The organism is Methylosinus sp. Ce-a6 (assembly GCF_009811655.1).
Classification (GTDB): Bacteria; Pseudomonadota; Alphaproteobacteria; order Rhizobiales; family Beijerinckiaceae; genus Methylosinus.
This window is the reverse complement of the sequence record NZ_BGJX01000008.1, coordinates 48,507-64,603: the sequence shown is the minus strand read 5'-3', so window position 1 is coordinate 64,603 and position 16,097 is coordinate 48,507. Positions and strand designations below refer to the sequence as shown.

The window sequence follows — 16,097 nt, the reverse complement described above, 5'->3', positions numbered from 1 at the left end:
TCATGAGATCCTCGCACCCCAGAAACTATTCTCACTCGCAAGCACGCGGCCGTCGTTGGTCGTGAAGAATATCTTCGCCGCGACGGTGTCGCTCGCGGCGAGCTTCAAGAGCGCAGTCGCCGCGACTTGTGTCTTCTGGTCGGTGATCGCGGCGTCTCCGGCCGTCCCGATCGTGTCCGAATTCGGCGCTGCGCCATTGACCGAAAGTCCGACCTGCATCTTCGTCGGCGCTGCCCCGCCCGTCGTCTCGAATGTGGCGGCGAGCCCGAACAGATAATGGCCCGCAGTCGGCGCGGTGAAGGTCAGCACATTGGCGGCGATTGTCGCGGCGTTTTGGTCGTTGTGACGCAGATTGTTGAACAGCAGGTCGCGCCATGCGCCGGCGACATAGTTCTGTCCGAAATTCAGATAGGCGGAGAATTTCGCCCCTTGCGCATGATCGACGGCGCCGGTCGATTTGTCGATCGTGAAACCTGTTTTGTAGCTCGAGCCATCGGCGCTCACCTTGAAGGTGAAATTGTCGTCTCCCAAGAGCCCGACCAGCGCGCGAGCGGAATAGCCCGTCTGGAAGGTCAGAGCGACATCATTGGCGCTGGCGGTCTTGTTGAACGTGAAGCGGCAATGGTCGGTCTCGGCATCGAAAAGAAAGGCCGTGCCCTTCACCCCGAGCGCGTTGTTGACGTCGGCGGCGAAGCCGTTGAGCCCGACATGGCCGGTCGATTTGTCGACGGAGAGCGCCTGGCGAAATGCCGCTCCGTCTGGCGAGACCTTGATCGTGAAATTGTCGTCGCCGAGCAGGCCGAACAGCGCGCGCGTGGACGCTGCGTCCTGGAACACGAAAGCTGCGTCCTTGGCGGCGGCGCTCTTGTCGACGGCGATCCGCATGTCGCCCGTTCCCGGCGTCACATCATCGTGCGAGAACAGCGCGGCATTGGATTTCACCGCGAGACGGTTCGTGGCGTCGGCGGTCGTGTTGACCCCGAGCAGCGTCGGCGCGGCGGAGAGCTTGCCGTCGAGCGCGGCCTGGAGCCCCGTCACATCTCCGATAGCGTGCGAATGCGCCGCCGGCGCGTAGCCGGCCGCCGCCTGCAGCGGCCGGAACTGCGCGCCGTCCCAAAACCATAGAGCGCCGGAACCGAGGTCATATCCGAGCCAGCTCGTCGTCAGTCGCGTGACGCTCATTGCTTCGTCGCCGCCGTTCCGCGCCCAATCTGGCCGCTCATCTGATAGACCCGAAACTTGACGCTCGTCAGCAGCGCCCCGAAATCGGCGACCTGCTCGGCTGTCTGGTAGAGATAGGCCGGCGCGCCGAGGCCTGTGATCGTGCGCACCACGGCGCTGCCGGCGCCGTTGAGGATTTCGACCTCATATTGCTCGGAGTCCTCATTCAACGGCACATCGGGCGGGTCCCACGCGTCGCCGCCGAAGCGCGTTCGGCGCAGCCATGTGAGCAAGATGTCGCCGCTCGCCTGCCATGTCGCGCGGAGCTGCGACGGCGACCAGGGCCGCAGGCCGACACCGCGCGGCGTGATGCTGTAGTCGTAATAGGAGGCGTCTCCCGGATCATAGAGCGCCGGCCCGATCTTGAGCGTCATCGCCTGCCCGATCTGGTCGACCGACATGCCGAGAGAGACGAGCGAGGATCTCTGAAGCAGCACGACGCGCGCGCCGGCCGCGATCGGATCGGCCATGCCCGACTCCGTTCCGAGCTGCGCGCGCAACAGTTTCGATAGCTTGTATTTGTTCGCCGCGACGAGCGTTGCCGTCGCGAATTGGATGATTTCCCACGCGCCGTCCGCCGCGTTCTTTACGGCTATCGCATTGGCGCCCGCGAAAACATCCGTGTCGCTCGCCGAGAGCAGCGTCGTCGCGCCGTAGAACTGGACATAGACCGCGTTGCCCATGTCCCAGACGGAGCGCGGCCCGCTGTAGAGCGGATCGGTCAGCTCGCCGATTGGCGTCGGCGCCGACACGTTGGCAATGAGCGTGTTCGAGCCGCCGGATGATCGATAGACAGAGACGCCGGTCCAAGGCTCGCCGAAGGCGGCGACCCTCGGCGCGTAAGGCGCGGGCTCTTCGCCGCTCTCCATCGGAATGTCGAGGATTTCGACGATCGGCGGCCCACTCGTGGTGCGTGCCGGCTTGTTCCGGCCGGCTTCGCCGACCGCCGGAAAGACCTTCGCCAATGACGGGTCGAAGCCTTGCGCCGTGAGCGTGCGGAACGTGCCGATATCGATCGTCTCGACTCGCATCGTCATTGCGACGCCCTCGAGCGAGATCGTGAGGCAGTCGCTCGGATCGAGGGCGGCCTTGGACGGCGGCAGCTTGATCGTGGCGCTTTCGCGCCCCGCCCAGGCCTGTTGCAGCAGCGAGCCTGCGATAGAGCGCGCGCGCGGCGGCTCGAGCACGGCGGGCGTGGAGACTTGAGCGACATTGTTCGAGGAGCCGACGTCCTTACGCTCGCTCACCGTGCCTGTCGCATAGTCCGCATAGGCGTCGACGAAGGAGAGATGCAAGGCGCCGGGCAGATCGGTCTCCTGCGCGCGTGTGAGCGCATAGCCGACATCGACCTCGCTCTCCATCACGAGATCGTCCGCGACGATCGTCGCGGACTGCGCGGCGATGCGCGACGCGAAGACGATCTTGCCGCCCGATTCATGAGCGCCGAATTGAAACGCGTTCTCGAGGCCTTCGATCACGTCTCGCGGCGAGACGACGCCGTCCGCCGCCGCGCCGAGGACGAGCGAGTCCGGGCCGAGCAGGCGCGCCGTGTCGAGATCGGTAACGCCGACTGAACCGCATAGCTCGGCGATGATCCATTGGAGTGGGACTTCCGTCAGACGCCCGGTCAGCCAATGGCCGAGCTCGTAATTATAGCCGTCCCGCCACGTCGAGGCCTGGGCTGGAAAGTCGGGAAACGGTCGCGCATCCCACGCCCAGGCGAACATATTTTTCGGCTCGACCATCTTGATCGCGCCGATCGTCGGCGCGTTGTCGCGCCAATAGGAGAGCATCGCCTCGAAATAGGCGCGCTGGATCGCGTCGTCGCGGCCGCCCGTCGAGAAATAGGGAAGAATGGATTCGGACGATTTCGGATCGACGAAGACATTCGGCTGGTTCGTTCCCTTGTCGACGGCGGCACAGCCGAACTCGGTGAACCAGATCGGCTTCGCTCCGGCCGTCCATGCCGTGGCCGAAATGTTCTCGACGCCGCCCGGACGGCTCTTATGCGCGTTCGACCACCGAGATCGAATGTCCTTGTTGCGATAGACCCACGGCTTGCCATAAGCGCCATCGGTGATCGGCGTGCGCGTCTGCGACGCACGGTTGGCGTCGCTCGTATAATACCAGTCGAAATATTCGCCGCCCTCGACATTCGCTTGCAGATAGGCGCGATCATAGATCGACTCTGGCGCTCCCGGTCCTGCGCCGTCCGCGTTCGGGCTCGTGTCGCGCCAATCGGAGATCGGAAGGTAATTATCGATCCCGACGAAGTCGATGTTCGAGTCGCTCCACAACGGATCGAGATTGAAGATCACGTCGCCCGTGCCGTCCGCCGGGCGGTGCGAATGATATTCGGACCAGTCTGCCGCATAACCGATCTTCGTCGCGCCGCCGACGATCGCGCGCACGCTCGCGGCGAGGCTCTTGAGGCGCGTGACGGCCGGATAGGCTCCGTCGCCCGGCGACGAGCGCACCTGCGTCAGGCCGACCAGCTCGGAGCCGATGAGGAAGCCGTCGACGCCGCCGGCGCTCACGCAGAGATTCGCGTAATGCGCCACCATCGCGTCGTATTGGTCGAAGAACGCGTTGACCTGCGTCGCCGCCGTGGCAGTCTTGTCGACCGTGCCGGCGTAGCCGGGCGCCGGCGAGCAGGTGATGCGCCCGCGCCATGGGAAGGCCGCCTGGCCGACGCCGGCCGCATTGGCGCTGTAGGGGTTCGGCAGCGTGTTGCCGGGCGGGATATCCATCATGACGAAGGGGTAGAAGATGCAGCGCAGCCCGCGGCGCTTGATCTCCGCAATTGCCTCCTTGACGACATTGTCGGACGGCGTTCCGCCAAAGGCCGGAACCGGGGCGCCGGAGGCGGTCGGGTCGAGGATGGACGGGTCGATTTGCGACGCGACTTGCGCGGCGGTTCCCAAGGGCGCGAGAAAGGCGCCGGGCGTGCCATAGGGCGCGCGGACTGGAAATCCGTTGACGAGCACGAACCATGCGGTCCCATTGCGCGTGTAGCCGGCGACCTCCCAATCCGCCGGGACCGTGTTCTTTTGGGCGATTTCGACCTTGGGAACGATCTGGCAGACGCCAGCGCGCAGATCGGTCCCGAACCATGATACGACGAGCATGACCGCGTCGGGGGCGCTCAATGCGCCCTCGGCCGCCCACCAATTGCCGCCGGTCGGCTTGTTCGGCGTTCCGGTCCAAGGCATGCTCCAAGCGGGAGCGGGCGGAAAGACCGCGGAATTGTCGCCGCTCCCGACGAGCTGGTCGAGCGACATCATGATATCGGCTCGCGCGAAATCGGCGTTGGTGTTCTGCGGCTGATAGCTCCCGGCGGTGAGGGCGGCCTTATAGACCTGCGTCCCGTAGACGAATTCGCCGGAGCCTGGAATCATGCAGACGGATTTCAGGCTGTTCGAGAGATCATTCGCGTCAGTGACGACGGGTCGACGGATGATTTCCGCGCTGATCTGCGGCACGCGATTGCCGAATTTCGACGCGTCGACGGTCTGGAAAACGAGATAGGCGATCCCGCGATAGGCCGGGACATTTCCGACGCCCTCGATCGACTCGATATGCGTGTCGGCGACTTGCTGATCCGAACCATTGTAAAAGCGCCACGTATATTCCGAAAGGTCGAGTTCTTTTCCATCGGCCCATACGCGGCCGAGAATCGTTCCGGGGCCGCCTTCGCAAAAGGCGACTGCGAAAGAGACGTCATAATGATAATTGACCGTCCAATTAACGCCGAGCTGCGAACCACCGCCGCCGCCGCCCTTGCCGGCGCTGGCGTTGACCTGGAAGCTCGGGTCGAGCGTCGTGCGCTCGGTGAAATTCGAGCACCAGATCAGATTGCCGCCGAGGCGCATGCGGCCCCAGAGCTTGCGGATCGACGCGCCCTCGGAAGAGCCGGAGAGATAGACGTCGTCGACGCGCTGCCCGAAGGTGATGTTCGGCTGGCGATTTCCCGCGTTGCGGCCGAGCGCGCGACCGACGAAGCCGAGCCCCGTCCCGACCGCCGTGCTGACGGCCGTCCCGATCAACATGTCCGTCATTGGTCGACGATCCCGGGGAAGGCAAAGGCGGCGACGATATGGCGCCGCCAATAGGGCGTGAGCGCGATCTCGCGCACGCAATCGGCCGCTTGCGCATGGATCATCGATCCCGGCCCCGACACGATCGCCATATGCTTCGCGATCCGGCCCTCGCGCATCCGAAAGACGATCACGTCGGCAGCGCGCGCATCTTGCAGCGCGATCGGCGTCATGTGGCGCGCCGCGGCCTCGAGGATATGCTCGACGGCGCCCGCCTCGCCCCAGTCCGGCGAGTAGGGCGGCGGCTCCTCGGGCTCGGCCCCATGGACCTCACGCCAGACGCCGCGCACGAGGCCGAGGCAGTCGCAGCCAGCGCCCTTGCACGCCGCCTGATGGCGATAGGGCGTGCCGATCCAAGCGCGCGCCGCGGCGACGATCTCGGATCGAGAGACGGCTTCGGTCATCCGAAGATCGAGCCGCCGCCCTGGTTCGGCGCGCCGCGCTTGGCGGTCGCGACGACATGATCGGTTCCCGGAATATGCGGGAAGCCACGGAAATTCGCTTGATTGGAGAATTTGTCGCGGCATGCGGAGAGGCTTTTCTCGCAGCCGGCCGTCACCGTCGCGACGTCGCCGAGCGCTATGGCGAAGGGCGGCGCATTCCACAGCTCGAGCATGTCCTGGCCCGAGGTGCGCGTATGCTTCTTGATTTCCATCGTGACGTCGGCGTTGGCCCCAGAGCTGAACGCCGCCTTGCCGTGCGTGAACCAATCGACGGCGAAAGAGCCGAGGCCTGTGACGATGACGAGGCGCGACGATCCGGCGGAAGCCGCCGTCGCCGTCCCGCGCAGCGCCGCTTTCGTCAGATCGATGCGGCACTTCGCATCGCCGAGCGTCGCGCTGCATGTGCGCTGATATGTCCCGCCGATCTTTTGGTTCAGCCGATGCGCGAGCGAACGGAATTCGGCGGTGAAGGCGAGGCCGGCGCGCTTGATCTCGCCGAGGTTTCCCTTCGAGATCGTGAGGAATTGCGTCGGGTCCGCCCAATTCACCCAAAGCAATTCGAGCGTCGCGTCGTCATAGCGGCCGGCAAGGATGTCCGTCTCGGTGATCGATGCGGACGAGAGCGCGCCGGCGGCGGTGAAATTATCGACCGAGAGGCCGAGGCTCGTTGCGATCTGCGACGCGGTGAAGCCAGTGGCAGCCTGGAAGGTTGTTCCGTCGCAGACGATGTTCTCGTCATGCTCGGTGAAGCCGAGCACGGTCGCGTCGCGCCGCGTCATGCGCCAGCAATAAGCCATCGTCGTCGCTCCGCTCGACAGATGTGCGGCGAGTGGCGCAGGGAGCGTCTTCACGTCTCGTCAGACCTTGATTTCGACAATCGGAATGTTGGGAATCTGCCCGGCCTCGAAGTGAGAGTAGTCGACTTCGAGATAGTCGATATCGAAGCGCGCAGGGACGTCGAATTCGAATCCCGCGCGAACGACGGCGCCATTTGCCGGCGCGCTCGCGAAGGTCACAACGCCCGTCGTCGTGTCGACGGTCCATCCGCTCGTTTGCTGCACGCCGTTGACGCTGACCAGCACCGTGCCGGCGACCGGCTTGCGGATTTGGCGCGACCAGGGCGCGAATGTCGAGCCATAGGTCTTGACGAGCTGAAATGTCGTCGCCGCGCCCGTCCCCGTGCCGATGGTCTGATCCGTCGACGTTGGGGTCGCCGCAGCCGCGCTGGATTTGAAATCGAGGCGATCCTTCCACCGGAACCCATAGAGCCGGCCGCGGCGCTCCTCCCAGAACGCGACCACGCGCTCGAGCTGCGCGAACGTCTTGACCCCATAGCCAGCGTTGTACTTGCGCCGGGAGCCCGCCCAGATCGAATTACGCTCTTCGGCCGCCGAGCGCGTCGTGACGACGTCCGTTCGGCGCTCCGGACCGCCGCGGGCGCCGAGAGAGATGTCGGTCGGAAATCGGACCTCATGGAAGGCCGCCATCGATGCGCTCCGCGCCGCCAGAGGCGATCAGATGTTCCGTTGGCCTCGCGCGGCGGCGCGGGTGAGAAGCGCCGAAATCTGGCTCTCCGAGCGCGCGAAGCTCGGCGCGTCCGGGCTCGTGACGTTGAAAGTGATGTGCTGGACGAGGGCGCGATCTCGCGGCGCTCGCGGCGCTGGACGAGCCGGAATAACGCTCGCCGGCCCGGTGATGATCTCCGGCCCGCGCTCGCCGGCTATGCCCCATTTGCCAGCCGGGATCGCGCCGCCATCGGCGAAGAGGCCCGCAAAGCCGTCGAAGAACCCGCCGCCGCCGCCTCCCGCGAGAGCGGCCCCGGAAAGCTGCATGGGCGCTCCAGCGCCGCCTCCAAATATCCCGCCGAAATTCAGTCCGCTGAAGAGCTGTCCGAACAGCCCTCCGACCTGGCCGTTTCTTCCGGACAAGCCGAGCGCCTGGCCGAACATGCCTTCGCCCGTCAGAGCCCCGCGCAGCGCGGAGTTTGCGAGCGTCCGCGCCAGATCGGCGAGAACATCCTTGGCGCTCTTTCCGCGTGTGATCAGCTCGCTGAGCGAGTTCGTCACAGTGTCGGCGAACTCGCGCATAGCGGCGTTCAGTTCTTGCTGCTTCTGTCGAAGCTCTTCGACGCGATCCTTGTATTGCTGCGTCGCGCCGGCGAGCGAAAGGACGCTCTGCCGCTGCTCGTCGGTTAGCGTCTTGCCTTCCTTGTCGGCGATGGCCTGCGCGCGGCCGAGCGCCACGGCTTGCGCACGCTCGATATTGCCTTTCGACCAGTTTTCGGCCTCCGCTTTTGCGATCGCTTCGGCCTGCTTGAGTTGCTCGATGTAGCGCTCGATTTGATCTGCCTTCTCGGCTCCGCCGCTCGTGTCCTTGTCATAGAGCCCGCGGATTGACCGCGTGCCGCTGCGCGAGACCGTGAGCGGTTTCCGGCCGGAATCTCGGTCGGCCATGGCGTCCTCGCGCTCCCGCTCGAGCAGCCGCGCGTTCAGCGACCGCTTGGCGATGTCGAGCATGGAGGCTTGATAGCGGCTCTCCGCCGCTCCTGGCGATCCGACCCCGACGCCTTCGAGCCCAGCCCCGATCGTCCTTCGAAGCTCGGCGTAGCGGCGCTCGATTTCGCGGGTGAGCTCGCCGAACTGAAACCCCATCTTGTGGAGGGCGTCGCCGATCGCCGCCAGGACCGCATACATGACGTCGATCGTCTTGTCGCGGATGTTCTCCCACACCTTGGTCCAGGCGTCTTGCAGATATTCCCACTTCCTGACCAGTTCGTTGTTCGTGCGTTCGCCGGCCTGCGTCGCGCTCGCCCCGAATTTCTCGACCGCTTCCGAGCCGCGCTCGAACACCCGCGCCATCTCCTCGGAGAGCCCGAGGAGCTTCAGAGCGTTTAGCTTGTCGACCTCGTTATCCGCGTCCCGGATCAGATTCGCGATGTCGCCGAGCACCTTCTGGAACGGCCGGGCGTTTCCTGTCGCGTCCTTCAGGGCGATCCCGTTCTTTTGCAGGAAGTCGGCGAGCTTGCCGCCGGCGACGGACGCTTCCCTGAGCTGCTCGGCGAGCTGGACGAGTTCCCGATTCATTTGGGCCGGATCGATCCCGAAGAACGATGCGGACTTGTCGAGGCTCTTGAGCGCCCTGGTCTCCACGCCGAGCGCGCGCGACGCTTCCTCGAGCTGGCGCGTTTTCTCGACGGCATCGTTGATCTCGCGCAGGAATGAACCGGAAATCACCCCGACCAGAGCACCGCGCAGCGTCGACGCGAACAGTCGCGCCGAGAGCGACATTTTTTGAATAGACTGGTTTGTCTCCTCCATCCCGCGCTGCATGTCGCGCGAGCTTTGCTGCGCTTGGTCGGCCATCTGCCGAAGCTGGGCCCGCGCCTCGGCCAGACCCGCCTTCAAATTGGCTGTGTCCGCCTTGAACTGATAGACGAGGCCGCCAACGATCGCTTCAGCCATGGGCTTTCAGCCTTCCCTGTTCATCGAGCCGCGCGAAGAGCGCGTCGACCTCGGCGCGCGTCGGCGCACCGCCGCCGTGACCGCCGCGACGCACGCCCTTGCTTTCCAGGTAGCCGTCGCAGGCCGCGAAGAACTCGGGAAGCGTCATGCGCCAGAAGTCGTCGGGGCGCATGCGCAGATGCCCGAGTCCGATTCTCATCCACGCTCGCCAGCGGTCGACGCCCGAGAGGCCGCCGGCGCGCCCAAAGGGGCGTCGGGGCCCTCCGCCTCGGGCGCATCGATTCTCGACATGCCGGAACGACCCATGATCTCGGACAACGCCTCCATGAATTCCGCGGGTGACATGTTGTCGATGGCTCGTCGGCGCGCCGGCGTCAGCTCGTGGCCATTGCCCTCGACCAGGGCCGCTAGAAACTTCATGAGCTTGGTGGCGCTCAGCCGCTCTCCGAAGTTGAGGGCCTCCTCGAAGGATTCCACTCCGAACGCATCCTCGATTTTCGCCAGCGCGCCGAGACCGAGGCCGATCTCGAGCGTTTCGTCGCCGAGGTGGAAGTCGACCAAGCCGCGTGCCCTATTCGCCATGGTCGCTACTCCGTCAGAGCGAGGCCGCCGGCAGCGCGATCGCCGCGAGCGAGAGATTGGTGATGGTTCCGGAATTGGCGATCGTCACCGTGCCGGTGGCGTCGATGTAGGCCTGCGGGATCGGGCCGATCATCTTGTCGCCGGTCGTCGCCGGAATAGTGACCTGGATCGCCGGCACGGCCACCTGCCCGACGCCTTGGACCTTGGCAGTGGTCGGAGAGACCGGGTTGATGGTGACGGTCGCCGTCGCGGCATTTGTATTCTTGGCGTGCAGGAACAGGCGCTCGTTGCCGTTCGCGCCGGGAATCGTGTCGCTCGCGGTCGCGGCCTGAAAGCTTGGCGTGAGTCCGGCAGCGGAGATGTTCTGAATCGTGAGGGCGGACATGGTTCGCGCTCCTTTCGAAAGACGAGATCAGGATCAGGAATAGATGAAGGTCGGCTGCCCGCTCGACATGAGTTTCACGGTGAAGGTCGTCGCGTCGTTGTAGGGGCCGGCCTCCTCGTAGCTGTCGACGAGGAACGTGCCGTCGATCTGGATTCCAGGCGAAACGAGACGCATGGTCTGAAGGGTCGAAGTCGACGCCGCCTGGAAGAGCAGCTTCGCGGTCGCGTCCTGCTGATAGATTCCTGCAGCGTCGATCTCGAGAGATTGCACGCCCGCATTGCCGAGCAGCTCCTGCCAGCGGCCGGCGCTGTCTGCGGTCGTCACGTCGACGTTGGTGTTGTCCACCTTGAAGCTGCGCGTGCGCAGCCCGGCGACGGGCACATAGCTGCCGCCGGACAGAATCGAGAGCGCCCATAGGCGCCCGGCTTGTGCGGTCATTTCGTGATGCTCCTATGGGATTGCCGCGCGTGCCCCGGGCGGCGCAGGAATTCAGGTATGGTCGACGAGCGCGCGAACAGAGACGAGGCCGTGGACGGTTCGGCCGTCGGGATCGCGGTAGGGGCCGATCTCATTGGTCACGCGGATCAGCGTGCATTTGAACGGCGAGGCGAGCGTCAGGCTCGCGGTGTGCAGCGTCTGCCGACACAGCGCCATGATCGCGCGCGCCGCGCCTCCCTCGGGCGTCTGCGAATCCGGCTGGTGCCAGACGTTGAGATCGAGCAGGACCTCTTGCCCGTCTTCGGTCGCGGTCGACCAGTCGTTCGAGCGAATGGCGATCGAGATATAGGGCGTCTGATGGCCCGACGGCGCGAGCGTCACGACCTTGCTGCCGGCGAGCATGCCGGCGAGCGTGCTATTCGCGAGCAGCGCCGACCGGACCGCTGCGATGAGCGAAGCGGCCGCGTCGAGCGGGAGTGATGCTGCCATCGGCGTGGACTATCCGGCAATCGCCAGAGCGCCGCGCGCGCTCATAGGAAAGCTCGGACGGCGTGACGCGGGTTTCCCCCCACGATCCGACGACCACGATCTGACCATTTTCCTCGTCGATCCAGATATCTTCAATCGCAGCGCGCGCGACGCAGACAGAAATCGCGTCATCATTTGAGGGCCGCTGCGATGTAGACATCGAACACTTCTTTCGAACGCTTGCCGGCTTCCTCTCCCGCGGGGCGCAGGAAGGGCCGCGCGGCCATGGCCACCGTGCCATATTCGAGGTGGATGGCGTGGGGGGCGAGAGCCCGTAAATCGACCTGCAATTTTTGGGTGATGTCGATTCTTATCGATCCGACGAGGAAGCCGAGATCATTGGCCGGCGCCTCGCCCAGAGCGGACGCGCGGTGCGTGATCTCGCCGCGCTTGTAGACGCGCCCTGTCTTCGGGCCTTTCAGAATGCGCCGTTGGGCGTCGGACTGCGCCATAAGGGCGATGGCCTTGAGCGCATCGAGCGTCCCTTTCTCGATGCGAGCCTGAAGATCATTCTCGACCTCCCGTATGGCGCCTTCCAACACGCTGACCTTGATCATGCGTTTAACTCCGAAAGGAAGACGGTCAAAAATTGCCGCTGCTCCGTTTCGTCCGTCACGCCCTCGACGTCGAAGCGCCGCCCACGCCAGACGATGCGAGAATTCGTGGTGATGTCTGTCCGGTAGCGGATCTTCATCTCATATCGGCGGATGGCGTCGTCGCGCCCGGCGAGCTCGACCTGACGCGCGCTGAGCGGCCGCATTCGAGCCCAGCACGTTGCGACCTGCGTCCAAGTCGTCGTGATGTCGCCGACGTCGTCGACGGCCTGCGTCTGCGCATAGATCGCGACGCGCTCGCGCATCGCGCCGATATTCGAAACCTTCATCGGAGTCTCGTCGCCCGATAGGAGCCGAAGATCGCGTCGATATGAGCAGGCACCTTTCCGATGCGGCCATCCGCTACTGGCTCACGGTTGTCGTACCAATGCTTGACGAGCATCTTGATCGCCAAGACCAGATCGTCCGGCACGCCGGAATAAGGCGCCGCGTCAAACCCCGCCGTGATGCTGATCTCGATCGCGCTCTTCGGCGCCATGACGATGACGGGCCAGATCGTCCCGAGCTTGCGTATGATGCGCCCGCGCATGTCGGAGACTTCCGAGTAGTAGATCGCGGGATCGACCGTCGTAAAGTCGCCATAGGCGTCGCGCAGCCGAATTTGCGTCACCGCCTGAAACGGTCGCTTCGGGATTTCGATGACGCCCGCCGGCGAGACCATCGCGAGCGGGGCCTCGCGGACCCCATCCCACCAAGGGGACGAGAGTCCGCCGCCGCTCGTTCCATCCGGCCAGCGGTCGAGCACGGCGACCCAGCTCTGCGTGAGCAGCGCGAGGCCGGTCTCCTTTTCGGCTCGCCGGCGCGCGGCGGCGATCAGCGCGGTGATCAGCGCGTCGTCGTCGGCAAGGTCGACGCGGGCATAGGCCTTCGCGTCGGCCAGGGTCAAAGGCTCGCTCGCCGCGTCGGTGACGAGGCGGAGGCGAGCCGTAGAGGAGATCATTGCTGCGGCGCCGCCGGGTTGATCGGAACGGCCGCGGCGGCTGGCTCGGCGGTCTGGATCGCGGCCGCGGTCGGAGCGGCCTCGAGCGCATCTGCCGACGCCTCGAGATAGGCGGCGGTCTTGTCGAGTAGGGCGTCGTATTCGGCCCGCGCCTTGGAGAGGTCGGCCACCAGTTGCGCCTTGTCGGCCTCGAGCGAGACGACCTCCGTCGCGCGCGTGATGGCCCGCTGAAGGGCGTCGCTGTGGCGCTGCGCCGCGGCGTCGTATCGATCCTGTGCTTGGGTCATTGGAGCCTCGGCTTCCTCGAGCTTTCAGCGTTTTCGGATTTTCAAGCCTTCGGCGGCTTCGGCGCGCCGCCCCCGCCGGCATTCTTGGCGGCGTCGAGCGCAGCTTTCGCCGCAGCCTCTTTCAGCGCTTCGGCAGCCGCAGCTTCCTTGGCGCGGCGCTCGGCTTCGGCCTTGGCGCCATCCTCCGCCTCGGCGTCCGCCTTCTTGTCGCCCGTCACCTCGATGGCGGCGAGCGTCTGTTCATCGGTGAGATCGTCGGCGAGCGCGTCGGGGACGTTGCGCTTCACCTCGCCCTTGAGCCACTTTTCGACGTCATAGCCATTGGGGCTGACGGAGAAGTTTTTCAGCATCTTGATCGTCTTCGGCATGGGATAGCCTCGATTTCGGCGATTTGCGTAAAGCGGGATTTCTCCCGCTCAATTTTGCGTGATGCGATCAGACGACCGGAGCGATATTCGGATAGCCGAGCACGGCCCACAATCCGACGAGCGTTCCCGTGGCGTGGGTGCCGCCGAACACGATGGACGCGCGCACATATTGCTTCGAGCCGACATAATCGACGCGGAACGGATCGCTGTCGGCCGATGCGTGAGCGGCGTTGATGAGGCGCACGAGCCCGTTCGCGTCCGGCGCCTGGGCGAAGTTCGTGCCCGCAGGGTTCTCGGCGCCGAAGACGACAGCCGCCGCCGCGGTGACGTTCGCGTAGGTCGATCCATTGTCCGAGTCTTCGAGCTTCAGTGCGAGATAATTCGTGGCGTCGAACGTGATTCCGCCGGCGCCGACATGGAAGGCGAACTGCAGCGCCTCCCAAACGCGGCTGTTGGTCGAGGCGCGATTGATGACGACGGCAGAGGGAGTCGCGGTGAGGGTGGCCTCCGCGATCAAGCGCTTCGGCTTGATGATGGAGGAGAGGTTGCGCATCATGGCGATGAGCCTTTCGAAGAGCGTTGCGGGGCCGTCGGCCGGAGCCGACGGCGTTTCATGCGATAGCCGGTCGCGCGGCGAAGCGATTGGCTCCGCCTGCGCGAAGCGCATCGCCTCCGGCGACGCAGAGCGTATCAGGACGTCGCGAACTTCAGCAGCTTACCGGCCTCGAAATTGTCGACGCCGCCGCCCACGCGTTTCGTGGTGTAAAACATCACGAAGGGCTTGTTGGTAAACGGATCGCGCAGTGTGCGAATGCCGACGCGATCGACGATCCGATAGAACTGCTTGAAGTCCGCGAAGGCGATCGAATAGGACGATGCCGCGATGTCCGGCATGTCTTCGAACTCGACCAGCGGATAGCCGTAGAAGCTCGCCGGCTGGCCGTTCTGCAGGCCGGGCGCCCACAGATAGTTCGCGTAGAGGTCCTTCAGCTTGCGCATCTGCGCCACGGTGCGACGGTTTGCGGCGAAGCGGGCATTCTGCCGATACTGATATTTCAGCGCCGCCACCAGATCGGCGAACACGTCGGCGCCCTGCACGAGAGGCGGGCCGGCGGCGGGGCCGGTGAACGCGCCGGACGTGCCGCTCGGGACATAGCCGACGCTGCCCCAGGACCAGGATGCATCCGCGACTACCGGGTAGGCGAGAAAGCCCTGGGGCTTCTTCACGCCGTTGCCGGAGATGAACGACACGCCCTCGCCCTGCGCGAAGATGACGGCGACCTCGTTGGCGATCCAATTCTCGGCGTCGATATAGGTGTCGTCGAGAAAGGACTGTGTGGCGCCGGGCTGCGCCCACATTTCATGCACGGGGATTTCGGTCTCGGCGATCTGCGAATTGGCCGTCGCCGTGCGCGGGTCGGTCTCGCCGGCCCAACCGAAGCTCGTCCCGCGCTTGTTGATGGGGAACCGCACGCGATCGGTGCTGATCGTCGTGACGTTCGCGACCGAGCGGACCGGAGATACCAGAATGGCGATCTCGGTCATGGTCTGCTCGATCGTCGGCAAGACGGTAAAGCCTGCCGAAGCATCCTCGCCGACCGTCAGCGCCTTAGCTTCGAACGCCTTGGCGCACGCCGCCTTCATCTCGCGGGGGCGGTCGTCGCCGCCGAACTTGCCGCGGAGATAGTCGTCGAACGTCTTTCGATATTCGACGAGCTCGGGCGCTTCCGGCTTCTTCGCGTCCTTCTGGCCTTCGAAGATTGCCTTGCGCTTGATGTCGAGCAGTTCGTCCGTGAGCTTCTTCTCGACCTTGTCGATCGCGTCATTGATGCGGTCGACATGCTCCTTCAGAACGACGTCGCCGGCGTTGAACTTCTTCTGAAGGTCGGCGACGGCCTCGTCGTTCTTCTGGCGAAACGCCGCCACCGTGCTCATGAGCTCGTCGGCGAGCTTCTTGAACTCCGGGTTCGTCGGCGCCTCTTCCTTGCGCTCCAACGGGTTGTAGGGCCCGCTGAGTCGGAAATGCTCCGTCATGTCTTCGATCCTGTGAGATCAGCGGAAGGCGGCTTGCAGCTTCCGCATGGCGTCGACCACATCGGTCGACAAGGCCGCCGCCTCCGCCTCACGCGGATCGATCGCGACATTCTCGCCGGCTTCCCGCAGGCGCTCTCGGAAAAAAGCGACAGCCTTCACGGCGTCGCCGCGCGAGAGGCCGGCGTCACGCAGGCCCCTTTCCCACTCGCGCGGGTTGAACTCTTTGACGGTCGTGACGACCGCTTGATCGTTCATCGCAAATGTTACGAGGGATACCTCGAACAAGCCGACTTCCTTGAGTTGGCGCACGCCGCTCTGGGTGAAATCGGCCTCGAGCGTCTTGTAGCCGATCGACATGGAGTCGATGACGCCGGCCTTCATGAGGGCGTAGGCTTCGGCGCCGCGTTGGACGTCGCGGAGCAGCGCGCCTTTGACGAAAAGCCCCTTGCTGTCCTCGGCCGCCTCGCTCCACACGCCGATCGGCTGGGTCCGGTCATGCTGCCAGAGCATCTTGATGCGCGGCGCCGGACGCGCGACGAGGCTCTTGGCGAAGGCGCCCGGCATGACGACGTCGTAGCCGCTGTCGACGTTGCCGAACGTCGAGGCGTAGCCCTCGAACGTGCCGTCATCCTTCACGGCCTTGGCGTCGAACTCGATCGGCAGGTGTTTGAGGCTATGAGCCTGCTTCAGTTCGCTCAT

19 protein-coding genes are annotated in these 16,097 nt (G+C 65.0%); all 19 read right to left on the bottom strand.

All coding sequences use genetic code 11. From position 1 onward, the window contains the following. Positions 1-1,182: a hypothetical protein gene (locus Mspo_RS07570; protein ID WP_159728403.1), complete on the bottom strand. Its 1,182-nt coding sequence runs from the start codon at positions 1,180-1,182 to the stop codon at positions 1-3. Further along, a complete protein-coding gene (locus Mspo_RS07565) occupies positions 1,179-5,279 on the bottom strand; it encodes a glycoside hydrolase/phage tail family protein (protein ID WP_159728401.1) in 4,101 nt (1,366 codons plus the stop codon). The genes Mspo_RS07570 and Mspo_RS07565 overlap by 4 nt, the downstream gene beginning before the upstream one ends. Continuing rightward, positions 5,276-5,722: an NlpC/P60 family protein gene (locus Mspo_RS07560; protein WP_159728399.1), complete on the bottom strand. Its 447-nt coding sequence runs from the start codon at positions 5,720-5,722 to the stop codon at positions 5,276-5,278. Before Mspo_RS07560 ends, Mspo_RS07565 begins: the two co-directional genes overlap by 4 nt. Beyond that, positions 5,719-6,612, bottom strand: a complete 894-nt coding sequence (locus Mspo_RS07555) for a DUF2163 domain-containing protein (protein ID WP_159728397.1) — start codon at positions 6,610-6,612, stop codon at positions 5,719-5,721. Before Mspo_RS07555 ends, Mspo_RS07560 begins: the two co-directional genes overlap by 4 nt. A gap of 6 nt (positions 6,613-6,618) precedes the next feature. Further along, on the bottom strand, positions 6,619-7,248 hold the full coding sequence (locus Mspo_RS07550) for a DUF2460 domain-containing protein (protein ID WP_159728395.1): 630 nt from the start codon (positions 7,246-7,248) through the stop codon (positions 6,619-6,621). 27 nt (positions 7,249-7,275) lie between these two features. Further along, positions 7,276-9,222, bottom strand: coding sequence for a hypothetical protein (locus Mspo_RS07545; protein WP_159728393.1), 1,947 nt, complete (start codon positions 9,220-9,222; stop codon positions 7,276-7,278). Continuing rightward, positions 9,215-9,394 (bottom strand): phage tail assembly chaperone, encoded by a 180-nt coding sequence (locus tag Mspo_RS07540; RefSeq protein WP_244613228.1) that lies wholly within the window; start codon positions 9,392-9,394, stop codon positions 9,215-9,217. Before Mspo_RS07540 ends, Mspo_RS07545 begins: the two co-directional genes overlap by 8 nt. A gap of 23 nt (positions 9,395-9,417) precedes the next feature. Continuing rightward, positions 9,418-9,804 carry a GTA-gp10 family protein gene (locus Mspo_RS07535; protein WP_159728389.1) on the bottom strand — a complete coding sequence of 129 codons (387 nt, stop codon included), beginning with the start codon at positions 9,802-9,804 and terminating at the stop codon, positions 9,418-9,420. Between the two features lie 13 nt (positions 9,805-9,817). Then, positions 9,818-10,189 (bottom strand): hypothetical protein, encoded by a 372-nt coding sequence (locus tag Mspo_RS07530; RefSeq protein WP_159728387.1) that lies wholly within the window; start codon positions 10,187-10,189, stop codon positions 9,818-9,820. A 33-nt stretch (positions 10,190-10,222) separates the two neighbouring features. Beyond that, positions 10,223-10,627, bottom strand: a complete 405-nt coding sequence (locus Mspo_RS07525) for a phage major tail protein, TP901-1 family (protein WP_159728385.1) — start codon at positions 10,625-10,627, stop codon at positions 10,223-10,225. 51 nt (positions 10,628-10,678) lie between these two features. Beyond that, a complete protein-coding gene (locus Mspo_RS07520; protein WP_159728383.1) occupies positions 10,679-11,116 on the bottom strand; it encodes a DUF3168 domain-containing protein in 438 nt (145 codons plus the stop codon). Positions 11,117-11,286: 170 nt separating this feature from the next. Beyond that, a complete protein-coding gene (locus Mspo_RS07515) occupies positions 11,287-11,712 on the bottom strand; it encodes a hypothetical protein (RefSeq protein ID WP_159728381.1) in 426 nt (141 codons plus the stop codon). Continuing rightward, positions 11,709-12,038: a phage head closure protein gene (locus Mspo_RS07510; RefSeq protein ID WP_159728379.1), complete on the bottom strand. Its 330-nt coding sequence runs from the start codon at positions 12,036-12,038 to the stop codon at positions 11,709-11,711. Before Mspo_RS07510 ends, Mspo_RS07515 begins: the two co-directional genes overlap by 4 nt. Beyond that, positions 12,035-12,709, bottom strand: coding sequence for a head-tail connector protein (locus tag Mspo_RS07505; protein WP_159728378.1), 675 nt, complete (start codon positions 12,707-12,709; stop codon positions 12,035-12,037). The genes Mspo_RS07510 and Mspo_RS07505 overlap by 4 nt, the downstream gene beginning before the upstream one ends. Then, positions 12,706-12,996: a hypothetical protein gene (locus tag Mspo_RS07500; RefSeq protein WP_159728377.1), complete on the bottom strand. Its 291-nt coding sequence runs from the start codon at positions 12,994-12,996 to the stop codon at positions 12,706-12,708. The genes Mspo_RS07505 and Mspo_RS07500 overlap by 4 nt, the downstream gene beginning before the upstream one ends. A 41-nt stretch (positions 12,997-13,037) precedes the next feature. Beyond that, the gene (locus Mspo_RS07495) at positions 13,038-13,364 is read right to left on the bottom strand and encodes a hypothetical protein (RefSeq protein WP_159728376.1); all 327 of its coding nucleotides are present in this window, start codon (positions 13,362-13,364) and stop codon (positions 13,038-13,040) included. A gap of 67 nt (positions 13,365-13,431) precedes the next feature. Then, a complete protein-coding gene (locus Mspo_RS07490; protein WP_159728374.1) occupies positions 13,432-13,920 on the bottom strand; it encodes a hypothetical protein in 489 nt (162 codons plus the stop codon). Positions 13,921-14,054: 134 nt separating this feature from the next. After that, positions 14,055-15,398 (bottom strand): phage major capsid protein, encoded by a 1,344-nt coding sequence (locus tag Mspo_RS07485; RefSeq protein WP_159728372.1) that lies wholly within the window; start codon positions 15,396-15,398, stop codon positions 14,055-14,057. Positions 15,399-15,416: 18 nt separating this feature from the next. Continuing rightward, positions 15,417-16,097 carry an HK97 family phage prohead protease gene (locus tag Mspo_RS07480; protein ID WP_159728370.1) on the bottom strand — a complete coding sequence of 227 codons (681 nt, stop codon included), beginning with the start codon at positions 16,095-16,097 and terminating at the stop codon, positions 15,417-15,419.

Coding starts and splice junctions, on each gene's coding strand:
- Mspo_RS07500 (WP_159728377.1), bottom strand. CDS start 12,996: ATGACCCAAGCACAGGATCGATACGACGCCGCGGCGCAGCGCCACAGC.
- Mspo_RS07485 (WP_159728372.1), bottom strand. CDS start 15,398: ATGACGGAGCATTTCCGACTCAGCGGGCCCTACAACCCGTTGGAGCGC.
- Mspo_RS07490 (WP_159728374.1), bottom strand. CDS start 13,920: ATGATGCGCAACCTCTCCTCCATCATCAAGCCGAAGCGCTTGATCGCG.
- Mspo_RS07510 (WP_159728379.1), bottom strand. CDS start 12,038: ATGAAGGTTTCGAATATCGGCGCGATGCGCGAGCGCGTCGCGATCTAT.
- Mspo_RS07540 (WP_244613228.1), bottom strand. CDS start 9,394: ATGCGCCCCGACGACTTCTGGCGCATGACGCTTCCCGAGTTCTTCGCG.
- Mspo_RS07505 (WP_159728378.1), bottom strand. CDS start 12,709: ATGATCTCCTCTACGGCTCGCCTCCGCCTCGTCACCGACGCGGCGAGC.
- Mspo_RS07560 (WP_159728399.1), bottom strand. CDS start 5,722: ATGACCGAAGCCGTCTCTCGATCCGAGATCGTCGCCGCGGCGCGCGCT.
- Mspo_RS07495 (WP_159728376.1), bottom strand. CDS start 13,364: ATGCCGAAGACGATCAAGATGCTGAAAAACTTCTCCGTCAGCCCCAAT.
- Mspo_RS07480 (WP_159728370.1), bottom strand. CDS start 16,097: ATGAGCGAACTGAAGCAGGCTCATAGCCTCAAACACCTGCCGATCGAG.
- Mspo_RS07525 (WP_159728385.1), bottom strand. CDS start 10,627: ATGACCGCACAAGCCGGGCGCCTATGGGCGCTCTCGATTCTGTCCGGC.
- Mspo_RS07530 (WP_159728387.1), bottom strand. CDS start 10,189: ATGTCCGCCCTCACGATTCAGAACATCTCCGCTGCCGGACTCACGCCA.
- Mspo_RS07535 (WP_159728389.1), bottom strand. CDS start 9,804: ATGGCGAATAGGGCACGCGGCTTGGTCGACTTCCACCTCGGCGACGAA.
- Mspo_RS07545 (WP_159728393.1), bottom strand. CDS start 9,222: ATGGCTGAAGCGATCGTTGGCGGCCTCGTCTATCAGTTCAAGGCGGAC.
- Mspo_RS07520 (WP_159728383.1), bottom strand. CDS start 11,116: ATGGCAGCATCACTCCCGCTCGACGCGGCCGCTTCGCTCATCGCAGCG.
- Mspo_RS07550 (WP_159728395.1), bottom strand. CDS start 7,248: ATGGCGGCCTTCCATGAGGTCCGATTTCCGACCGACATCTCTCTCGGC.
- Mspo_RS07515 (WP_159728381.1), bottom strand. CDS start 11,712: ATGATCAAGGTCAGCGTGTTGGAAGGCGCCATACGGGAGGTCGAGAAT.
- Mspo_RS07565 (WP_159728401.1), bottom strand. CDS start 5,279: ATGACGGACATGTTGATCGGGACGGCCGTCAGCACGGCGGTCGGGACG.
- Mspo_RS07570 (WP_159728403.1), bottom strand. CDS start 1,182: ATGAGCGTCACGCGACTGACGACGAGCTGGCTCGGATATGACCTCGGT.